The following is a 19,685-nucleotide window of genomic DNA, read 5'->3' as shown; positions in this document are numbered from 1 at the left end:
TTTGGGGGGAGCAGACTTGACGCATGGTGACCGAGCACCTGGACGTGGTGGTCGTCGGTGCGGGGCTGTCCGGGGTGGGGATGGCCTGCCAGTTGCGGCGGCAGCGGCCGGATCTGTCGTTCGTGGTGCTTGAGGCGCGGGACGAGCTGGGCGGCACCTGGAGTCTCTTCCGGTTTCCGGGGGTGCGGTCGGACTCGGACATGTTCACGCTCGGGTACCGGTTCCGGCCCTGGACGAGCGCCGAGACGATGCCGGACGGCGCCTCCATCCTGCGGTACCTGCGGGAGACCGCCGAGGAGTTCGGGGTGACCGGGCGGATCCGCCTCCGGAGGCGGGTGGTGCGGGCGCGGTGGGAGAGCGCGCGGGCACGGTGGACGCTCGACGTCGAAGTGGTCGGCGAGGACGGCGCGCCGGTCCGGACGGTCGAGATGACGTGCTGGTTCCTCCTGATGTGCAGCGGCTACTACAGCTACGAGGAGGGGTACACGCCGGAGTTACCCGGGATCGCACGGTTCGAGGGGACGGTCGTGCATCCGCAGGCGTGGCACGACGGCGTGGCGTACCGGGGGAAGCGCGTGGTGGTGATCGGCAGCGGCGCGACGGCGGTGACGATGGTCCCGGCCATCGCGCGGGAGGCCGGGCAAGTGACGATGCTGCAAAGGTCGCCGAGTTACGTGCTGCCGGTCCCGAGCACCGACGTGCTGGTGGCCAAGTTGCCCCGGTCGATCGCCTACCGGGTCGTGCGGTGGAAGAACATCGTGCAGATGATGCTGGTGTTCCAGGTCAGCCGGTGGTTTCCCAAGACCGTGCGCGGTCTTCTGCGGCGGATGGCCGTGGCGGCGCTGCCGCCGGGTTTCGAGGTGGACGTCCATTTCAATCCCCGCTACCGGCCGTGGGACCAACGTCTGTGCATGGCTCCCGACGGTGACCTGTTCACCGCCATCCGGGACGGGAGGGCGTCGGTCATCACCGGCCGCATCGCCGGGTTCACCAAGGACGGGATCGAGTTGCGCAGCGGGGAGGTGCTGCCCGCCGATCTCGTCGTCACGGCGACCGGGCTCAACATGCGGCTCTTCGGGGGTGTGCGGGTCGTGGTGGACGGGGAGGAGGTGGCGGTTCCGTCCACGCTGACCTACAAGGGCGTGATGTTCGCCGGTGTGCCGAACCTCGTGTACGCGATGGGGTACACGAACGCCTCGTGGACGTTGCGGGTCGAGCTCATCGCCCGGTACCTGTTCAGGCTGCTGCGCCATATGGACGCGCGCGGGCACCGCGTCGCCGTCCCGGTCAATACCGACGCCTCGGTGACGGAGGAGCCGTTCGTGGACCTCGCGGCGGGGTACGTGCGGCGCGTGCTGCACGAGCTGCCGAGGCAGGGGTCGCGGGCGCCGTGGCGGCTGCCCATGAACTACGTGGTCGACTCGCTCGTGCTGCGGTTCGGCCGTGTCGACGACGCGGCGATGACGTTCCGAGGTGGATCCGGTCAGCGCGCGCGCCGGGCGAGTATGGGGAGCCGGCCGTGGAAGTAGCCGTCCCGGCAGCGTCCGCGCTGTACCTTTCCTGAGGACGTGAGCGGGATCGTCTGCCCGCGCACCACGACGACCTGGTCCGGTGCGTGCCCGACCTCGGTGCGGAGGCGGGCCATGACCCGCTCCGCCAGGTCCCCGGGGTCGGCGCCGCCGTGGGCCTCCACGGCCACGACCATCCGTTCGGTCTCGGGGAGGGCGAACGCGGCGCAGGCGGCGCCCACGCCGTCGACCTGCGCGGCGACGTGCTCGTAGTCCTCCGGGTACAGGTTCGCGCCCCCGATGATGATCATGTCTTTGAGGCGTCCGCTCAGCACCAGCCCGGCGGGCGTGCGGTAGCCGAGGTCGCCGGTGCGCAGCCAGCCGTCCCGCATGACCGCGGCGGTCGCCTCGCGGTCCCGCCAGTAGCCGCGCATCACCGACGGCCCGCGGACGCAGATCTCGCCGACGACGCGGTCCGTCAGCGGGGTCCCGTCCTCGGCCCTGATCGACAGGTCGACGCCGGGGACGGCGGTGCCGCAGACGGCGAGCGTGCGGGTGCCCGGTCCCGCCTCGGGGGCGGGGGTCGCGGCGCCGCCGGGGCGCAGGCCGTCCCGCCGGACGTGGTCCCAGCGCATCGGCTCGGTGAGGCTGCCCATCGACACCGACAGGGTGGCCTCGGCGAGTCCGTACATCGGGGTGAGCGCCTCGGGGCGCAGGCCGTACCGCGCACCCCGCGCGGTGAACTCGTCGGCGGCGTCCTTCCTGGTCGGCTCCGATCCGTCGCCGCACACCCGCAGCGCCGACAGGTCGAGTCCGCGGGGGCGCAGCCGCATACTGCGCGCCGCGAGCCCGTAGGCGAAGTTCGGTGTCACCGTGCTCGTCGCGCGGAACCGTGAGAGGGCGTCGAGCCAGGAGTCCGGGGCGGACAGGAACGCCTCGGGCGGCTGGAGCACCATCCTGATCCCGGACGCGACGCACGACAGCACCGCGACCAGGCCGAGGTCGTGGTAGAGCGGCGCCCAGCTCGCGTGCACGCTGTGCTCGCCGTCCAGCAGCAGCCGGTCGCAGCACACCGCGACGTTCGTGAGCAGCTGCCGGTGGGTGAGCGCGACGGCCTTGGCGGGGCCCGTCGTACCGGAGGTGTACTGGAGGAAGGCCAGCTCATTGGGGCAGGTCTCGATGGGCGGCGGGTCGTCGGCGCGTCCGGCGACGAGGTCCCCGCACGTCACCACCGGGCGGCCGGCGCCGATCCGGCCGGCGACGAACCCGCCGAAAACGTCGGCGACGACCAGGCAGCGCGCGCCGACGTGGTCGAGGCGGCCGCGGATGTCGGCCATGATGACCGCCACCTCCGACAGCCGGTGCGGCGGCGCGAGGACGACCGGCACGGCACCGGCCCGCCAGGCCCCGAACAGGCAGATCAGCAGGCGGGGGCTGGTCGAGGACAGCATGGCGACGCGGTCGCCCCGGCGCACGCCGAGGCCGGCGAGCGCGGTCGCGGCGCGCCGGGCGGCGGCGGCGAGGAGCCGGTAGGGCAGCGGGGTCTCGCGCAGGTTCCCGTCAATGAACGTGATCCCCCGCGGGCCGCGGGCGGCGAGCTCCAGCACCTCGGGCACGGTCGCCGCGCCGAACATGTCCTCCGGTCGCGGGTGGCCGGTCACCCGGCCTCCCCCGCGAGGTCCGCCAGCTCGCGGGTGAACCGGTCCGCGAGCGTCTCGATGGTCGCCGCGGTGTGCAGGTTCGCGCTGTAGTTCCACACGAGCCACAGCTCGCCCGAGACGGTCAGCGCCGTGAGGTCCAGCACCCTCGGACGGTGCCCGCGCGGGCTGCGGTGGTCGCCGAAGGATCCGGTCACCGGGTGCGCGTCGGCGGTGAAGTACTCGCTCACCTCGCCCCAGAAGTTGAAGCCGACCTCCGGCGCGGGGACGGCCGCGAGCCGGGCTCGGACCGCGGGGTCGGGGTGCAGGTACCTGAGCAGCCCGAACCCCACGCCGCGGTGCGGGATCTCCGCGAGCCGGTCGCGGACGCGGGCCAGGCCGTCCGGACGGAGGAGCGCGGGCGACAGCGTGGAGAGACGGCCGATGGTGCGGCTGACGTCCAGGTCCCCGTAGATCCACTCCCTGCCGTGGCCCTCCAGCTCGACCAGCAGGTCGGGACGGCCCGTCCAGGACGTCACGGTCCGCACCAGGGCGGCGAGAAGAACGTCCCTGACCTCGGTGTTCCGCTCGCGGGGCAGGCGCGTGGTCACGGCATGCGCGAGCCCTCCGGTGATCTGCACGAGATGCCGTTCCGCGGACGCCTGGGTGTTGCCGCCCAGCCGGTGGTCCACCGGCAGCGGGTCCGGGCGCAGGTCGGCGAACCGGCTCCAGTACTCCAGTTCCGCCGCGAGTTCCGACGCCGGTTCCGCGGCGGCGGCCGCCAGCCGTTCGGCGCAGGCGGGCAGGGAGGCCGGGACGGGGGGCAGGCTCGGGCGTTCGCCGCGTCCGAGGGCGGAGTAGGCCGACCTGAGGTCCTCGTAGAAGATCCGCGAGGAGTAGTAGTCCATGACCAGCCAGTGCGCGCTGACCAGCAGCCGGGGCTCCCGGCCGGGTCCGAGATCGAAGTGGCTCAGGGCCACCACCGGGCCGCGGGCGAGGTCGAGGGACGCGTTGCGGGCGGCGACGTGCTCGCCGACGCGGTGTTCCAGGACGGCGTCGGGCGTGCCGTCCAGGGAGATCATGGCGACGGCGCGGGGCACGGCGTCGTCCGGCGCGTCGGCGATCTCCGCTCGCCATCCGTCCGGGCCGCGGTGGAACCGGGTGCGGAGGGCGTCGTGGTGCGCCACCACGGCGGCCAGCGCCCGGCCCAGCAGGTGGGGGTCGAGGGGCTCGCGGAGCGCGAACATCGGCCACATGCCGTTCCAGTGGTCCGGGGCGGCGAAGTCCTGGCCGAGGAACCAGAGCTGGCTCGGCGTCAGGCCGACCGGGCCGGTGGACGGCACCCGCGCCGGGGACGCGGCGGGACGCGCGCGGGCCAGCGCGGCCTGTCCGGCGATCGTGGGGTGGCGGTAGAACTCGGCCATGGTGAGGTGCAGGCCCTCACCGGCGGCCATCGCGACCGCGCGGACCCCGAGCAGGGAATCGCCGCCGGCGGCGAAGAAGTCGTCGCGGCGTCCGATCGCGGGGACGCCGAGGAGCCGCCGCCAGATCCCCGCCAGCGTCCGCTCCGCCGGGGTGGCGGGCGGTTCTCCCTGGTCACCGGCCGGTTCCGGGTCGGGCAGCGCGGCGCGGTCGACCTTGCCGTTCACGCCCAGCGGAAGCGCGTCCAGCGGCACGATCCGCGCGGGCACCATGTAGGACGGCAGCCGGGAGGCGGCGAAGGCGGAGAGCGCGGCGGGGTCCGGCCGCCCGCCGGGGGTGTGCGGCACCACGTAGGCGATCAGGTGCCGAGGCCCGCGCTCGGGACCGGCGGCGACCACCACCGCCGCGCGGACCGCGTCGTGTTCGGCCAGGACCGCCTCGACCTCGCCCGGCTCGACCCGGTGCCCGCCGAGCTTGACCTGGTCGTCCCGCCTGCCAAGGAACTCGATGTTCCCGTCGGGGAGGTACCGCCCGAGGTCACCGGTCCGGTAGAGGCGCTCACCGGTGACCGGGTCCGGGACGAACGACGCCGCCGTCCGCGCCGGGTCGGCCCAGTACCCGTCGGCCACCCCGGCGCCGCCGATGTACAGCTCACCCGGGACGAGCGCCGGCCGGGGCTCCAGCCTCGGGCCGAGGACGCGGACGGTCTGGCCCCGCAGCGCCCTGCCGTACGGGATGCTGCGCAGCCCCGGATCGACCCGTCCGATCGGATACCAGACCGACCAGATGGACGCCTCGGTGGCGCCGCCGAGACCGTACAGCGCGGGCTTTCCGGCGCTGACCGCCCGGGCCCGCCCCGGCAGCGACGGCGGGATCCAGTCGCCGCTGAGCAGCGCGGCGCGCAGCGTCGGCGGCAGCGTGGCCCCCGTCCGCTCGCACCACTCCACCGCGAGGTCGAGCACGCCCGGGACCGAGTTCCACAGCGTGACCCCGTGCCGGTGGGCCAGCTCGACCAGCCGGGCGGGGTCGCGGACGTCGCCGGGGCCCGGGAGCACGATCGCGCCGCCCGCGCCGAGCACGCCGAAGACGTCGAACACCGACAGGTCGAAGGCCAGCGACGACACGCCGAGGACCCGGTCCCGCGGCCCGGCCGCGAGCCGCCCGGCGACGTCGGCGACGGTGTTCGCGGCGGCGCGATGGGCGATCATCACGCCCTTCGGCGCGCCGGTCGACCCGGACGTGAAGATCACGTACGCCAGGTCGGACGGGGTCGCGGACGGCGGGACAGGCGCCGTCCGGGCGGCCCGTGGTGGCGGGGACGCGCCGTCCACGATCAGCCGCCGGACGCCGGGCGCGGCGGCCCCGGGCCGGGTGAGGGCGACGGTGACCCGTCCCGCCTCCAGGAGCCTCGCGATCCTGGTCTCGGGCGACCGCGCGTCCACCGGCAGGTACGCGGCGCCCGCCCTGAGGACGCCGAGCACCGCGACGACCTGTTCCCAGCCCTTGTCCATCACGATCCCGACGAGGTCGCCGCGGGACACGCCGAGCGCGCGCAGCCGGTGCGCGATCCCGTCGGCGCGCCGGTCCAGCTCCCCGAAGGTCAGCACGCGGCGGTCGGTGATCACGGCGGGCGCGCCGGGACGGGCGGCGGCCTGGCGGTCGACGCCCGCGTGGAGCGGCTCGTCCGGCGGCGTCCAGGCGACGTCGAGGACGGGGCCGGACGTGCTGTCACCGGCCACGATGGCGGCGGACGCGGTGTCGCCAGGATCCTCGGCGCAGGGCGGGCGCAGCGGCACCGCGACGTCCTCGCCATCGGCGAGGCGGTCGAGCAGGTCGGTGTAGGCGCCGAACATGGCGTCCAGCACGCCCGGTGGGAAGGCGGCCTCGACCGCGTCCCAGCCGACCACGAGCCCGCGGCCGGTGAGCAGCACCTGGCTGTCCAAGATCACCTGCGGTGTCTGCGAGACGGCGTACACGAGCTCGTACACGACGCCTTCGAGCCCGGCGAGGTCGCCGGGGTCCTGGAGCAGGCTGGTGAACACCACCGGCATCCGCGCCCGCGCGCCGTCCCCGCGTCTGGCCAGCTCGCGCTGCACGCGGACGCCGCCGAACAGCACGTGGTCCAGGTCCGCGCGGAGCCGGGCCTGCAACGCGGCGGCCGTCGCGGACAGGGTCCCGGCGCGGGTGAGGTCGCATTCCAGCAGGACGGTGCCGGTGAAGTCGCCGACGAGCCGCGGGATGTCGGGGTGACGGCCCGGCCGGTCGGCGAGGGTGAGGTTGAGCGTGAAACGCGCCGTCGCGCTCCACACGCTCAGGACCTCGGCGTACGCCGCGCACAGCAGCACCGAGGGGGTGACGCCGAACTCCCGCGCCCGTTCGCGCAGGCACCGCCACCGGTGCTCGGGCAGCAGGGTCTGGCGGCGGACGAACTCCGGCGGCGCGCCCTGGGGCACCGCGCGGACGGGCAGCCGCGGGGACGGCGGCAGCGACCCGAGGCGGTCCAGCCAGTAGCGGCGCGCCCGGCGGTACGCCTGCCCGCCCTGGTCCGCCGCGGCCGCCTCGACGACGTCCCGGAAGGTCAGCCCGGGCGCGGGGTCGGACGAGCCCGGATCGAGCAGCAGCCGGATCCATTCGCTGAGCAGCAGGCGGATGCTGCCCGCGTCGGCTATCAGCAGATTGATGCTCACATGCACCCGCAGCCGGTCGTCGGCGACGGTGTGCGCGCGGACGTCGTAGAGCGGCCAGGTGCACGGGTCCAGGACCTGCCCGGACATCCGCGTGCGGACGTCGCGCAGCACCCGCGCCGCCTCGGTGCCGGGTAGGCCGCGCAGGTCGGCGTGCGGCAGCCGGTACGCGGGGACGATCGCGAACACCTCCTGGGTGCCGTCCGGGCGGAGGACCGCGCGCAGCATGTCGTGCCGGGCGATGAGCCGGTTGAAGGCGTCCTCGACCTGCTGCGGCCCGCAAGAGAACAGGTCGAGCTCAAGGTAGAGGTGGGCGGAACGGCCGCCGAGCTCCGGCCCGTCCGCGCCGAGCCAGTACGCCTGCTGGACGTCGGTGAGCGGGAAGGGCGCGTAGCGGCGCGCGGCGTCATGCCGGATCATCGGGCGCGGGCCGCCGCCGGACGCCAGCCGTTCCCGCACCGCGCCGGAGACCTCCGACGCGGTGCGGCCCTCGAACAGCACGGCCAGCGGCAGGTCGACGCCGCAGGCCGCCTCGACGCCGGATCTGAGGCGCAGCGCGTCGAGGGATTCGAGGAACAGGGGCCCGCCGCGGGCGACCGCGTCCTCCCCCACGATCTCCGTGAGAAGCGCGTTCAAATGCCCGGTGAGGGAATCCGCATGTTTGCCGGGATCCGCTCTGGCGGGCATGGCGCGCCTCCCTGGCACTAGGGGTCCGATCGCCCAAAGAAGGCCATTGTCCGAACGCCCCCACTGCACACTCCGGAGACACGGGATGTCAAGACATTAACGGGTGAATCAGTGGATCTTAATGATCAACATTTGCCGGGCGGATCGGAGTGATCGCCTGTAAGTGCAGGCGAACAGGGGTGGACTCCTTGTCCGGCGACGGTCTCAATGCTAGCGTTCCGACTCAGAAGAACGCTTCCCGGTCAAAATAGACGATCAATTCTAAGATCACGAAAGATGGCTCCACGGAGCGTTCTTTGTTCGCGCTTTAATTCGCTTTGAATGACCCTTGATGTTCCGTTCGCCCCCCTATTGGCCGGTCATGTCGAGGGAGGAGGCCGATGGACCCCCGCTGTACGGTCTGGGTCGCCGGGACCGATTCAGTTCCCGGGCGGCAACGCGCGCTCGACCTGCTGCGCGCGGCCCCCGGCGTCGAGCCGGGCCCCCGCGTCCTGGTGATCGAGGGGGGCGGTGCCGCCGTCGGCGCCACCCTCGGCTCCGGGGCCGACGCCACGTGTTTCCGTGACTTCGTCCCGGACGCCCGGTTCGACACCGTCCTCGGTGTGCAGGCCGTGGAGCACCTCGTCACGCCCGCGCGGCGGCTGCGGGGTGAGGCCGTCCGGAATCTCCGTGACTTCTTCCACGCCGTCCGGGCCTGGACGACGCCCGGCGCCCGGTTCGTCCTGTACGCGATCGTCGCCGGACGCCTGCCGCGCCGGGCCGAGGAGATCCGCGGGCTCGCCCGGCTCACCCGGGAGAACGTGCTGCCCGGCGGCTGTCCCCGCGTCGAGGACGTGGTCAGGGCGACCGGCGCCGCGTGGGAGATCCGGGGCATCGACACGGTCGTCCCGTCCACCCCGCACGGCGGAGGGGGGCGCCCGCCGCACGACCGCGCGTGGGCCTTCGAGCGGGGCCACGTCTGGTCCGCCCGGTTCACCCTCCGCCGGATCGACTGACCTGGCGGCGCGCACGACCGGCAGGGCGCACGACGAACAGGGCGCCCAACCGGCAACAACGAGGAGACAGGAGCGGTATCCGATGGCTGTGGCCTCCAACGAAGAGATCCTCGCCGCGGTCCGCGTCGAGGCGAAGGCGCTGGTCCCCGACCTGGACACCGGACGCCTCGGCCCGGGCGTGCCGATCGCCGAGGTGGGGATCGGCAGCGTGCAGATGCTGGAACTGGTGGCGCGCCTGGAGGACCGGCTCGGCGTGACGCTGCCGGACTACGAGCTCGCCTCGGTCGAGTCGGTCGCCGAGCTGGTCCGGCTCGTCGCCCGCGCGCAGGCCGAGGCGGGCTGATGTCCACACCGTCCGACATCGAGGTCAGCTACGACGTCGGCGACGACTTCTTCGCGCTCTGGCTCGACGCCGGGCGCAACTACTCCTGCGCGCTCTGGGACGGCGACGACGACCTGGAGGCCGCGCAGCTGCGCAAGCTCGGCTACCTGAGCGACCTCGCCGGGACGGGACCGGACACCGGAGTCCTCGACATCGGCTGCGGCTGGGGCGCGAACCTGCACTACCAGGCGTCGCGCCGGGGCGTGCGGCGGATGCACGGCATCACGCTGAGCCCGGCGCAGCTGCGCGCGGCGCGGGACCGGCGGATACCGGGGGCGACGCTGTGGCTGTGCGACTACCGCGACTTCGCGCCCGAGGAGAGGTTCGACGCGGTGTTCTCGATCGGGATGATGGAGCACATCGCCCGGCCGCCGGACGTGCGGTCCGGTGCCCACCGGCGGATCTACGCGGGGTTCTTCCGCCGCGTCCACGAGTGGACCCGTCCCGGTGCCGCCTTCGCCCTCCAGGTGATCCTGCGGGACCGCGTCCCGCGCGACCGCGCCGACCTCGTCGAGCTGAAGTGGGTCACCGACCACATCTTCCCCGGCGGGATGAGCCCGCGGCTGGAGGACGTCCTCGTCACCGCCGAGCCGTACTGGGAGCTCGTCAGCCTGCGCACCCGCCGCGACCACTACCGGCGCACGTGCGAGGAGTGGCGGCGGCGGCTGCGCGCGGCCGAGCCGACGATCCGGGAACGCTGGGGCGACCGGCGGTTCGACGACTACGACCGGTACCTGTCCACCTGCGTGCTCGCCTTCGCCCGCGGCTACCAGGACCTCGGCCAGTTCGGCCTCCGGAGGAGGGATGCGCCGTGACCTACCTCGACGAGAAGCAGATCTACCGCAAGTACATGGAGTTCTTCGAGGTCGCCGAGCGCAAGCGCCGCTGGAGCGTGTTCGACGACCTTCCCTGGGAGCTGGCGGAGGGCCTGGACCCCGACCCTGACGCGGTGCTGTGCGCGGAGACGTTCTGCGCGGTGGAGTCGTACATGCCGGACTACGTCGGCGAAGGGCTCAACCTCGTCCGGGAGTCCTTCGGCCAGGCGTGGTGGCACGTCAACTGGGGCTACGAAGAGGCGAAGCACGCCCTGGCACTGCGGGAGTACCTGGTGCGGACGGGACAGCGCACCGCCGACCAGATGGTCGATTTCGAGACGGGCCTCCTCAACAGGCGGTGGACGCTGCCGTTCACGACCGTCCGGCGGATGGTGTGCTACGGGGCGTTGCAGGAGAAGACGACCTGGATGATCTACCGGCACCGGCTGGCCGCGGCCCGCGCCGCCGGGGACGCGCTGCTCGCCTCCATCTACCGGTACATCTCCCGGGACGAGGCGGCGCACGGCGGCTTCTACCTCGACGTCATCGGCACCTGCCTGTCCGAGGACCGGGACGGCACGGTCGCGGACCTCCAGCACGTCCTCACCCGGTTCACGATGCCCGCGTACGACCTCGTCCCCGACTACGAGGAAAGGGTGCGCGTGATGCGCGCCATCGGCATCACCAGGAAGATCTTCCTGCGCGAGGTGCTCCTGCCGATCCTGGGCAGGCTCGGGGTGGACAGGCGCGAGCTGGCGCGCGCGGCGGCCGCCGAGGCCGCCGCCGCCGAAGCCGCCGCCGAGGCCGCCGCCGGGGCGCAGGGCGGGCAGGCCACTCCGCGGACGCGGGCATGAGGCCCGCCGGGGCGCCGGTGGCCCCGCGTCGCTCACGACCCCTCACCGTCGGCGACCCGGCGCAGATAGGCATGGACGCCCGCCCGCCTGGCGACCCAGGAGGCCAGGCGCGGGGACACGGCGCTCACCACGTCCGAGGCCCTGAGCAGGGGCGGCGCCAGGGTGATCTCGACCTTGTCCTTCCTGATGCACCTCATGACCGCGAGCGCCACCTCGTCGGGGCTCACACGGCCGAGCAGCATAGGACGGTGTCCGGCCCGCCATCGCGAGGAGATGCCGACGTCGGACACCAGGGTCGGATAGACCGCAGAGACGCCGACGCCGGTGCCGCGCAGTTCCTCGCGCAGGGACCAGGTGAACCCCACCAGCCCGTGCTTGGCCGCCGCGTTGGCCACGCCGTACGGGTAGGCGGTGCGCCCGCCCACCGAACCGATGCTGACGATGTGGCCGCGGCCCGCCGCGAGCAGGTGCGGCAGCACCATCCTGGTCATCGTCTGCGCGGCGACCAGGTTCACCAGGACGATCTCGCGGATCGCGGCCGCGTCGGCGTCGGCGAACCGTCCGACGCGCTCGACGCCGGCATTGTTCACCAGCAGGGACGGCGGCCCGAGCTCCGCCGCCACCGTGTCGACGACGTGCCGCGGGGCGTCCTCGTCGCGGAGGTCCGCCGGGACCACGAGCGGGCCGGGCCCATGCCGTGCGACCCGTCCGGCCGCCTCGCGCAGCCCGCCCTCCGACCTCGCCACCAGTGCCAGCCGGACGCCCTCGCCGGCCAGGCGCCGGGCGATGACCGGGCCGATACCGCGCGAGGCGCCCGTCACAATCCCGACAGCGCCCTTCAATTCCATCCGAATTCCTCTATTTCTGATGGAAAGAGACAAGCACCAGGCTGGAAACCAGGGAGCCCGCCATGCCCAGCGGTGATGATCAGAAGGCCCGGCGCGCCGCTACGGGGTCCGTGACCAGAATGCCACCGGGTCCGCGCCTGCCCGCGACATTGCAGACCATTCTGTACTCACGTTATCGCCACCGTTTGTTCCCCCTCCTGCGACGCCATTACGGCGACGCCTTCACGCTGCGGCTCACCATGCCCGCGCGGCGGCTGGTCGTCCTGAGCGACCCGGACGACATCCGGACGGTGTTCGCCGGATCCGGGGAGGCGCTGCACGCCGGCGAGGGCAACGCGATCATGGGCCCCGCGCTCGGCCGGCACTCGGTCCTGCTCGCCGACGAGGACGCGCACCGCAGGTTCAGGCGGCTGCTGATGCCGGTCTTCTCGGCGGCGGCGCTGCGCGGGTACGAGGGCCTCGTCACCGAGCTGGCCCGCGCGGAGGCGGCGCGCTGGCCGCGCGACCGCGCGTTCCGCGTCCATCCCCGGATGCGGGCGCTCACCCTGGAGACGATCCTGCGCGTGGTCTTCGGCGTGACCGACCGGGACCGCCTGGCGGGCATGCGCCCGCTCGTGCGGGCGCTCGCCGACATCGGCCCGATCACGCTGCTCGGCCTGCCCTACCCGGCCCTGTGCAGGGTGGGTCCGTGGCGTCCGTACGTCGCCGCCCAGCGGCGGCTCGACGAGCTGCTGTACGCCGAGGTGGCCGACCGGCGGCGGGCACCCGACCTGCCCGAACGCACCGACGTGCTGTCCCGGCTGGTGCGGGCGGCGTCCGCCGGGGACGACGGCCTCACCGACCGTGAGCTCCGGGACCAGATGATCACACTGCTGCTGGCCGGGCACGAGACCACGGCCACCGCGCTCGCCTGGACGCTGCACGAGCTGGCGCACGACCCCTCTCCGCTGGCCCGCGCCGAGCGGGCCGCCGACGCCGGGGACGACGAGTACCTCGCCGCCGTGGTCAAGGAGTCCTTGCGGCTCAGGCCGGTGGTGCACGAGGTGGCCCGGGTCCTCACCCGTCCCATGACCGTCGCCGGTCATCCGCTGCCCGCGGGCGCGACCGTGATGCCCGCCATCGGGCTCGTGCACGGCGACGCCGGCCACCACCCCCGCCCCGGATGCTTCCACGCGGAACGGTTCGCGGGCGCGCAGCCCGCCGCGTACACCTGGATCCCGTTCGGCGGCGGCGAGCGGCGCTGCCTCGGCGCCGGGTTCGCCCTGCTGGAGGCGACGGTCGTGCTGCGCGAGGTCCTGCGCCGCCATCACCCGCGTCCGGCGGGACGGCGCCGGGAGGCACAACGCGCCCGCAACGTGACGCTGGTGCCGGCGCGGGGCGCCCGCCTGGTCATGTCCGCGCGCCAGGCTCCGGCAACGGCGCGGCGCTGACCGGGAAATGGATCGATCGGCCGCATTGTGATCCCTTTTCACAACACAACTGGAATCGGACAGCGTCCGCCACGTTGCGGCGGCATAGAAAATCGTCTTGCCGTCCTCTAGTGTCATATGCGAGGGGACCATCGTCGTTGATCTTCCGGCTCCCATTCGCGACGGTGAGGAAACGCCGAGACGCGACGCGGGTCACACAATGACGTCCATGGGGAGGAATAATGGACAAGCGTAAGATCGCTCTCGGCGGCACCGTCACCGCCCTGGTGCTGGCCGGCGCGGCCTCCGCGGCGGCCGACGCCCGCGGCGGACCGCGGCAGCACAGGCTCGACGGCACCTGGTACAACGAGCTCTGCTCGGTCATGCACCTGCGCACCACGCCCGACGGGAACGTCACCGGCGACTACGAGTCGCTCGTCGGCAACGCCAAGGGCAAGTACGCCCTCAACGGCCGGTACGACACGGAGCCGCCCGCCGGGAAGGGCCAGACCGTCGGCTGGACGGTCTCCTGGCGCAACGACCGCCTGAACTCCCACAGCCTGACGACGTGGAGCGGCCAGTACTTCGGCGACGGCGGCGAGCGCATCCACACCCAGTGGCTGCTGACCACGAGCAGCACGGCGCAGGACCAGTGGGGAAGCACCCGGATCGGCCCGAACACCTTCGTCCGGAAGCGCCCGCCGCAGTGCACCGGTAAGTGACGCAAGATCCACCCATTCCGGGGACACCCGGATTCACACCGGACATGACTCCCGGAACGAGGCGATCAGGCGGACCCGACCGGCGTCCGTCACGCGTCCGCCGATCGCCGCACCCCGAGCCCAACGCAGAAGTGCCTCGGTGCCGCAACGGGCACGCTCCCGCCACCGCGGACTCGGCCGGGCAGTGAAATCCCGCCTTAACAGGTGGGTCGCATAGGGAATATGCGAATCCATCGCGGCACGGCCGACCTGGGCATATGTCCCCGGAACATTGTGGCACCCGATACCGCCCTCATCTTCATGACGTCGCGAAAGCCTTCTTCGAGGTGCCATCCTTGGCAGTGCGGGCAGTCCTTCCACCATGCTCCCGCGCGCTCAGCTTGCGCTGGCGTGAACACTGCCAACGTTGACCCTAACGGCCGTCAAGTGTGCACGAAATTATTGTGACGGGAACCACTGGTACAGCCAACGATCTGCGGTTATCGTGTCGCGCACGAATCGGTGGCGGCAACGAAGTCTTGCTAAGTATTCGGCGCGGTGGTTACCGTGTTGCCCGTCTGATAGGAGGGCTTCCTATCAGGTGAAGAGTGCGATGCCCCCACCCCCGCTCCCCTGCATGGACGTGGCCGCCGGTCAGTCGCGGCCCCCCGCCATCCATGGTTCACATGGCTTCTCCCGCCATGCCCGGCCATTCGCACAGTCGGTGGCGACGGAACCCGGCCACACCTGGGTCCGGAGACGGGCTTTCGCAATCTGAGCGAACCCGCCGTTCCGGAGTCGCGCCGCCGTCCCGCTCCCGCGTGGAGCAGGACGGAGGCCGTCGGCGCCCTGAACTGCCGATTGGAGAAGTTGCCATGCGTAAAGTGCTGAAAGGGACGCTCGGCATGTGCGTCCTCGGCCTGGCGATGTGGGGGACCACAGCCGCGAACGCCGCCGGACCCGCCGGTGGCGGAGGCCAGCAGCCGATCATCGGAGGACACGACGCCACGGAGACCTATCCGTGGATGGTGTCGCTGAGCAACGGCTGCGGCGCCAGCCTCGTCGCGCCCCAGTGGATCGTCACGGCGAACCACTGCGGCTCGGCGTCACAGGGCCGGATCGGCTCGAACGCCAAGAGCTCCGGTGGCGAGACCCGCCAGATCGACCGGCGCGTCACCAAGCCCGGCACCGACCTCACCGTGATGCACCTGACCACGGCCTCCACGCAGACGCCGGTGAAGATGGCGCAGACCAACCCCGCCTCCGGGACCGCGGTGCGGCTGCTGGGCTTCGGCTGCATGAGCTGGCCGAGCTGCAGGAACGCCACCACCCTCCAGGAGATCGACCTGTCCATCCTGCCGAGCAGCCGCTGCTCGGCGGGAGGCGGCGCCGCGAACGACGTCTGCGTCTCGGGCGACCGGACGCACTCCGCCTGCCACGGCGACTCCGGCGGCCCGGCGGTGACCGGGACCCGCGGCGACTGGACGCTCGTCGGCGAGACCCACGGCCCGGGCGACAACGGAGGCGAATGCGCCACCACCACGCTCTACACGGGCATCGCACCGCACCTTTCGTGGATCAACCAGCAAATCGGCGGCTGATCCCGGTTCCCCCATCGCAGGAGTTCCCCATGTTCCTCCGCAAGATCATGACGGCGCTGGCCGTCACCGTCGGGCTGACCTTCGTGGTGCCCGCGCTCGTCGTCGACTCCGCGTCGGCGGCCGCTCCGACCGCGGTCCGCACGATCTACTACGACGCCAGCGGCGCGCAGGAGTTCAAGGCGGACGTCGACGAGGGCGCCGCCGCGTGGAACAAGGCCGTGTCGGTGATCGAGCTCAAGCCCGCCACCGGGACCCAGGCCACCATCAAGGTCTACGCCGACGACGGCTGGCCGCGCACCTCGTCCAACGGCTTCGGCCGCGGCACCATCTACATGGGACGCCAGGCGGTCAAGGACGGCTTCTACCCCCCGAGGATCGCCGCGCACGAGATCGCGCACGCCCTCGGCCTGCCCGACAACCGCAACGGACGCTGTGACTACCTGATGTCCGGTCACAGCTCGCCGACCTCGTGCAAGACCACGACCCCGCACGAGACCGAGGCGGCGCAGGTCACCCGCAACGCGGGCGGCCTCTTCCCGGCCACCCTCGCGCGTCCGCTTGAGTTCAAGGACTGCTGGGTCTTCTGACCCTTCCGCCCTCTGCTGCGGGCACGCCCTGGTGGCGTGCCCGCAGTCGGCGTCCGAGGCAGACGATCGCCTTGTTCCAGCACGTCCACCAGCCGGTACCGTCAGGCCGGGCCGGGTCCTCGGTTCTCGGCCATGGTCAGGAGAGGCTGAGGCTGAGGGCGAAGCGGAAGCGGTCGGCGCGGTAGTGGATGACGGCGGCGTCGACGATGGCGCCGTCGGCGTCGAAGGTCAGGTTGCGGGACTGCAGGACCGGGGCGCGGGGCTCGATGTCCAGCAGCCGGGCGATCTCGGAGTCGGCGGCGACCGCCGCTATCTCGTTGTCGATGCGGCCGAGGGCGAGGCCGAGGTCGTCGCGCAGGACACGGGTCATCGAGCCGGTCCGCAGGCTCTCGTCGGACACGCGGTCGCCCACGTCGCGTCGCAGGTGGTTCCTCGCGTGGCTCAGCAACGCGCCGTCGGAGTAGCGGACGCGCTCGAACTCGACGAGCTCCTCCGCCCCGGGGAAGATCGCGCGCAGTTCCCCGGGGACGGGGACGATCCGGCGGCCGAGCACCCGCGTCTCGTCGCTGGCCTGCTGGTGGACGACGGCGTCCAGCGGACCCGCGACGTGCAGCGGCCGGGACTGGACGCCGCGCGGCGCGACGAACGTGCCGTGCCGCCGCCTGCGGGTGAGCAGCCCCTCGCCCTCCAGCGCCGCCAGCGCCTGGCGGACGGTCGACACGCTCACGTCGTAGTGGCGGGCGAGCTGGACCTCGGTCGGCAGCCGCGTGGGCGCGCCGGGCGCGGCGCGTTCGGCGAAGTCGCGGACGCTCTCGGCGACCTGCGCCCACAGCGGGAGCCGCCGGTCGGCGGACGCGGCGAGCGGCGGGAGCAGGTCGAGGTCCACGGCCGTCACGGCCGGGTGAAGTGCGGCCGCAGGCCGTCCCACACGCCGTCGTAGTCGTCCTGGAGCGAGGGCGCGGTCGCGGCGTGCTCGGTCAGGCGGACGATCCAGCGGCTCTCGAACATGAACGCCAGCGTGTCGTCCAGCTTCCGCGGCCGCAACTCCCCGGTGCTGGCCCGCGCGTAGGTCTCGGCGTCGGGGCCGTGGGAGGTGAAGCCGTTGTGCAGGCTCGCGCCGCCCGGCAGGAAGCCGTCGGCCTTGGCGTCGTAGACGCCGCGGACCAGGCCCATGAACTCGCTCATGACGTTGCGGTGGTACCACGGCGGGCGGAAGGTGTCCTCGCCGACGAGCCAGCGCGGAGGGAAGATCACGAAGTCGGCGTTCGCCAGCCCCGGCGTGTCGGTGGGCGAGGTGAGCACGGTGAAGATCGACGGGTCGGGGTGGTCGAAGCTGATCGTCCCGATCGTCATGAAGCGCGCCAGGTCGTACTTGTACGGGGTGTAGGTGCCGTGCCAGGCGACCACGTCGAGCGGTGAGTGGTCGTAGTCGGCGGCCCAGAGGCCGCCGCCGAACTTCTGCACGACCTGCACGTCGCGCCGCCGGTCGTCGAAGGCGGCGGTGGGGGCGAGGAAGTCGCGCTCGTTGGCGAGCCCGTTCGCGCCGATCGGCCCGCGCTCGGGGAGCGTGAAGGACGCGCCGTAGTTCTCGCAGATGTAGCCGCGGACGACGGGGGCGAGCAGCTCGACGCGGTAGCGGATGCCGCGCGGGACGACCGCGATCTCCCCTGGCGCGACGCGCAGGCGGCCGAGCTCGGTGTCGAGGAGCAGCCCGCCGAGCTGCGGGACGATGAGGAACTCGCCGTCGGCGTTGACGAAGTACCGGTCGGTCATGGACGTGTCGGCCCGGTACCAGTGGACGGCGATCCCGGCGCGGGTCTCGGCGTCGCCGTTGCCCCCGATGGTGAACAGGCCGTCGACGAAGTCGGTCGGCGCGTCCGGGAGGGGCAGGGGGTCCCAGCGCAGCCGATTCGGGTCGGCGGGGACGTCGGTGAACGGCGCGGTGCGGAGCAGCCCGTCCCCGATCTTGCGGAACGGCCCGTGCGCGGCCGACGGGAGGATCCGGTACACCCATGTGCGCTGGTTGACCGAGCGCGGCTGGGTGAACGCGGTGCCGCTGATCTGCTCCGCGTAGAGGCCGAGCGGTGCCCGCTGTGGTGAGTTGCGGCCCTCCGGGAGCGCCCCCGGGACGGCCTCGGTGACGTGCTCGTTACCGAATCCCGGCAGGTAGCGGGGCTGCTCGCCCGTCCCCGAAGTGTCGTGCGCCTCCACGGCGGCGGTGCTGGTGGTCACGGCGTCCCTCCCAGGCATTCATTTGATTACTATGCTCGAACATAGCATTGCGCCCGGACGGCCCCCAGACCGTCATCGGCCACGGTTCGTCGCCGGGGCGCCGGGGGCGCGGGGCGGGTTCCGGATTCCGGTGGCGGATTCCGGTCAGGATGGACCGGACCAAGATCGACGGCCCGGTCGCACCGTGCGGCCGCGTCGGCTGGAATGGATCGGGTGACGAAGGCGAACAGGCCCACGGCCCGCGGGCGCGGAGCGCGTACGGCGGCACTGCTCGCCGTCCTGTGCGCGGCCGCCTCGTGCTCGGTGTCCGGCCCGCCGCCCGGGGGCGGGCGCCCGGGGGAACCGCGCCGCGGACCCGCGCCGCCGTCCGCGCGGCAGCACGGGGTGGCCCTGCCGTCCTGGAGTGAAGGCGACTACGGCGGGCCGCGGGCGGGCGCCTACGTCGCGTCGATCGCGGCGGCGGGCGCGAACTGGATCCAGCTCAACCCGACCTGGTACCAGGACTCGCCGCGCGACGACGGTATGCACCGCACGGACGAGACGGCCGATGACGCCGGGCTGCGGCACATCATCGGCCTGGCGCGGCGGGCGGGATTGCGCGTCCTGCTGAAACCGCATGTGGACCTGCCCGGTGACCAGGACCGGGCCGCGATCAGGCCGCGGGACCGGCGCCGCTGGTACGCCGCCTACACGCGCCTCATCACGCACTACGCCGACCTGGCCCGGGAGACCGGCGCGGACGAGCTGGCCGTCGGGACCGAGCTGGCCGGGCTGTCGGGTGACCGGGATCCCTGGCTGGACGTCGTCGCCGCGGTGCGGGCGCGGTTCCGCGGGACGCTCGTCTACGCGGCCAACTACGACGAGTACGAGCACGTGGCGTTCTGGGACCGCCTGGACCTGATCGGGATCGACGCCTACTGGCCGCTGGCGTCCGGGCCCACCACCGACGTCGCGCAGCTGCGGCGCGCGTGGCAGCCGATCCTGCGGCGGGTCGCGCGCTTCTCGGCGGACCGCGGACGGCCCGTCCTGTTCACCGAGGCGGGGTACGTCAGCCAGCGGGGATCCACGGCCGCGCCGTACGCGTGGGACATCAGCACCGCCGACGGTGCCGCCGAGCAGGCCGCCGCGTACGAGGCCCTCCTCGCGAGCTGCGGGGGCCTGGGCTGGTGGGCGGGCGTGCACTGGTGGATGTGGGACGACTGGCCGGACGCCGCCGAGACGCCCCGGAGCCTCTCGTACTCCCCGCACGGCAAGCCCGCTGAGCGGGTCCTCCGCCGCTGGTGGCGGCCCGGGTGACGACCCGGCGCCCGGAGGACCCGGCGC

15 protein-coding genes are annotated in these 19,685 nt (G+C 72.9%); 10 read left to right on the top strand and 5 right to left on the bottom strand.

Annotated features, from left to right (window positions below):
• Positions 1–23 precede the first annotated feature (23 nt).
• On the top strand, positions 24–1,529 hold the full coding sequence (locus AGRA3207_RS25115) for a flavin-containing monooxygenase (RefSeq protein ID WP_231329465.1): 1,506 nt from the start codon (positions 24–26) through the stop codon (positions 1,527–1,529).
• On the opposite strand, the gene AGRA3207_RS25110 is transcribed toward AGRA3207_RS25115, so the two are convergent.
• Positions 1,484–3,169, bottom strand: a complete 1,686-nt coding sequence (locus AGRA3207_RS25110; protein WP_231329464.1) for an AMP-binding protein — start codon at positions 3,167–3,169, stop codon at positions 1,484–1,486. The two genes, AGRA3207_RS25115 and AGRA3207_RS25110, sit on opposite strands and share 46 nt — an antisense overlap.
• Positions 3,166–7,938, bottom strand: coding sequence for a non-ribosomal peptide synthetase (locus AGRA3207_RS25105; protein WP_231329463.1), 4,773 nt, complete (start codon positions 7,936–7,938; stop codon positions 3,166–3,168). The genes AGRA3207_RS25110 and AGRA3207_RS25105 overlap by 4 nt, the downstream gene beginning before the upstream one ends.
• A gap of 380 nt (positions 7,939–8,318) precedes the next feature.
• Between AGRA3207_RS25105 and AGRA3207_RS25100 the strand changes: the two genes are divergently transcribed.
• The 4 genes from AGRA3207_RS25100 (at position 8,319) to AGRA3207_RS25085 (ending at position 10,984) form a co-directional block, all read left to right on the top strand.
• Positions 8,319–8,933: a class I SAM-dependent methyltransferase gene (locus AGRA3207_RS25100; RefSeq protein ID WP_231329462.1), complete on the top strand. Its 615-nt coding sequence runs from the start codon at positions 8,319–8,321 to the stop codon at positions 8,931–8,933.
• 82 nt (positions 8,934–9,015) lie between these two features.
• Positions 9,016–9,276 (top strand): acyl carrier protein, encoded by a 261-nt coding sequence (locus AGRA3207_RS25095; protein ID WP_231329461.1) that lies wholly within the window; start codon positions 9,016–9,018, stop codon positions 9,274–9,276.
• The gene (locus AGRA3207_RS25090; protein WP_231329460.1) at positions 9,276–10,130 is read left to right on the top strand and encodes an SAM-dependent methyltransferase; all 855 of its coding nucleotides are present in this window, start codon (positions 9,276–9,278) and stop codon (positions 10,128–10,130) included. Before AGRA3207_RS25095 ends, AGRA3207_RS25090 begins: the two co-directional genes overlap by 1 nt.
• Positions 10,127–10,984 carry an acyl-ACP desaturase gene (locus AGRA3207_RS25085; RefSeq protein ID WP_231329459.1) on the top strand — a complete coding sequence of 286 codons (858 nt, stop codon included), beginning with the start codon at positions 10,127–10,129 and terminating at the stop codon, positions 10,982–10,984. The genes AGRA3207_RS25090 and AGRA3207_RS25085 overlap by 4 nt, the downstream gene beginning before the upstream one ends.
• A 32-nt stretch (positions 10,985–11,016) precedes the next feature.
• Here the strand turns inward: AGRA3207_RS25085 and AGRA3207_RS25080 are convergent, their stop codons facing one another.
• Positions 11,017–11,832: an SDR family NAD(P)-dependent oxidoreductase gene (locus tag AGRA3207_RS25080; protein WP_231329458.1), complete on the bottom strand. Its 816-nt coding sequence runs from the start codon at positions 11,830–11,832 to the stop codon at positions 11,017–11,019.
• Positions 11,833–11,894: 62 nt separating this feature from the next.
• On the opposite strand from AGRA3207_RS25080, the gene AGRA3207_RS25075 reads away from it, so the two are divergent.
• From AGRA3207_RS25075 to AGRA3207_RS25060, 4 genes are all read left to right on the top strand, one after another.
• On the top strand, positions 11,895–13,262 hold the full coding sequence (locus AGRA3207_RS25075) for a cytochrome P450 (protein ID WP_338028218.1): 1,368 nt from the start codon (positions 11,895–11,897) through the stop codon (positions 13,260–13,262).
• 221 nt (positions 13,263–13,483) lie between these two features.
• Positions 13,484–13,963: an avidin/streptavidin family protein gene (locus AGRA3207_RS25070; protein ID WP_231329457.1), complete on the top strand. Its 480-nt coding sequence runs from the start codon at positions 13,484–13,486 to the stop codon at positions 13,961–13,963.
• A gap of 854 nt (positions 13,964–14,817) precedes the next feature.
• On the top strand, positions 14,818–15,543 hold the full coding sequence (locus AGRA3207_RS25065; protein ID WP_231329456.1) for a S1 family peptidase: 726 nt from the start codon (positions 14,818–14,820) through the stop codon (positions 15,541–15,543).
• Positions 15,544–15,572: 29 nt separating this feature from the next.
• Positions 15,573–16,130, top strand: coding sequence for a snapalysin family zinc-dependent metalloprotease (locus AGRA3207_RS25060; protein ID WP_231329455.1), 558 nt, complete (start codon positions 15,573–15,575; stop codon positions 16,128–16,130).
• 136 nt (positions 16,131–16,266) lie between these two features.
• Here AGRA3207_RS25060 and AGRA3207_RS25055 read toward each other — a convergent pair whose 3' ends face one another.
• Positions 16,267–17,025 (bottom strand): GntR family transcriptional regulator, encoded by a 759-nt coding sequence (locus AGRA3207_RS25055; RefSeq protein WP_231329454.1) that lies wholly within the window; start codon positions 17,023–17,025, stop codon positions 16,267–16,269.
• Positions 17,022–18,362 (bottom strand): homogentisate 1,2-dioxygenase, encoded by a 1,341-nt coding sequence (gene hmgA / locus AGRA3207_RS25050; protein ID WP_231329453.1) that lies wholly within the window; start codon positions 18,360–18,362, stop codon positions 17,022–17,024. The genes AGRA3207_RS25055 and hmgA overlap by 4 nt, the downstream gene beginning before the upstream one ends.
• A 213-nt stretch (positions 18,363–18,575) precedes the next feature.
• Between hmgA and AGRA3207_RS25045 the strand changes: the two genes are divergently transcribed.
• Positions 18,576–19,658: a glycoside hydrolase family 113 gene (locus AGRA3207_RS25045; RefSeq protein ID WP_231329452.1), complete on the top strand. Its 1,083-nt coding sequence runs from the start codon at positions 18,576–18,578 to the stop codon at positions 19,656–19,658.
• Positions 19,659–19,685: the final 27 nt, after the last annotated feature.

The sequence above is a fragment of the Actinomadura graeca genome, from assembly GCF_019175365.1.
Lineage (GTDB): Bacteria > Actinomycetota > Actinomycetes > Streptosporangiales > Streptosporangiaceae > Spirillospora > Spirillospora graeca.
This window is presented reverse-complemented; position numbering and strand designations above follow the sequence as displayed.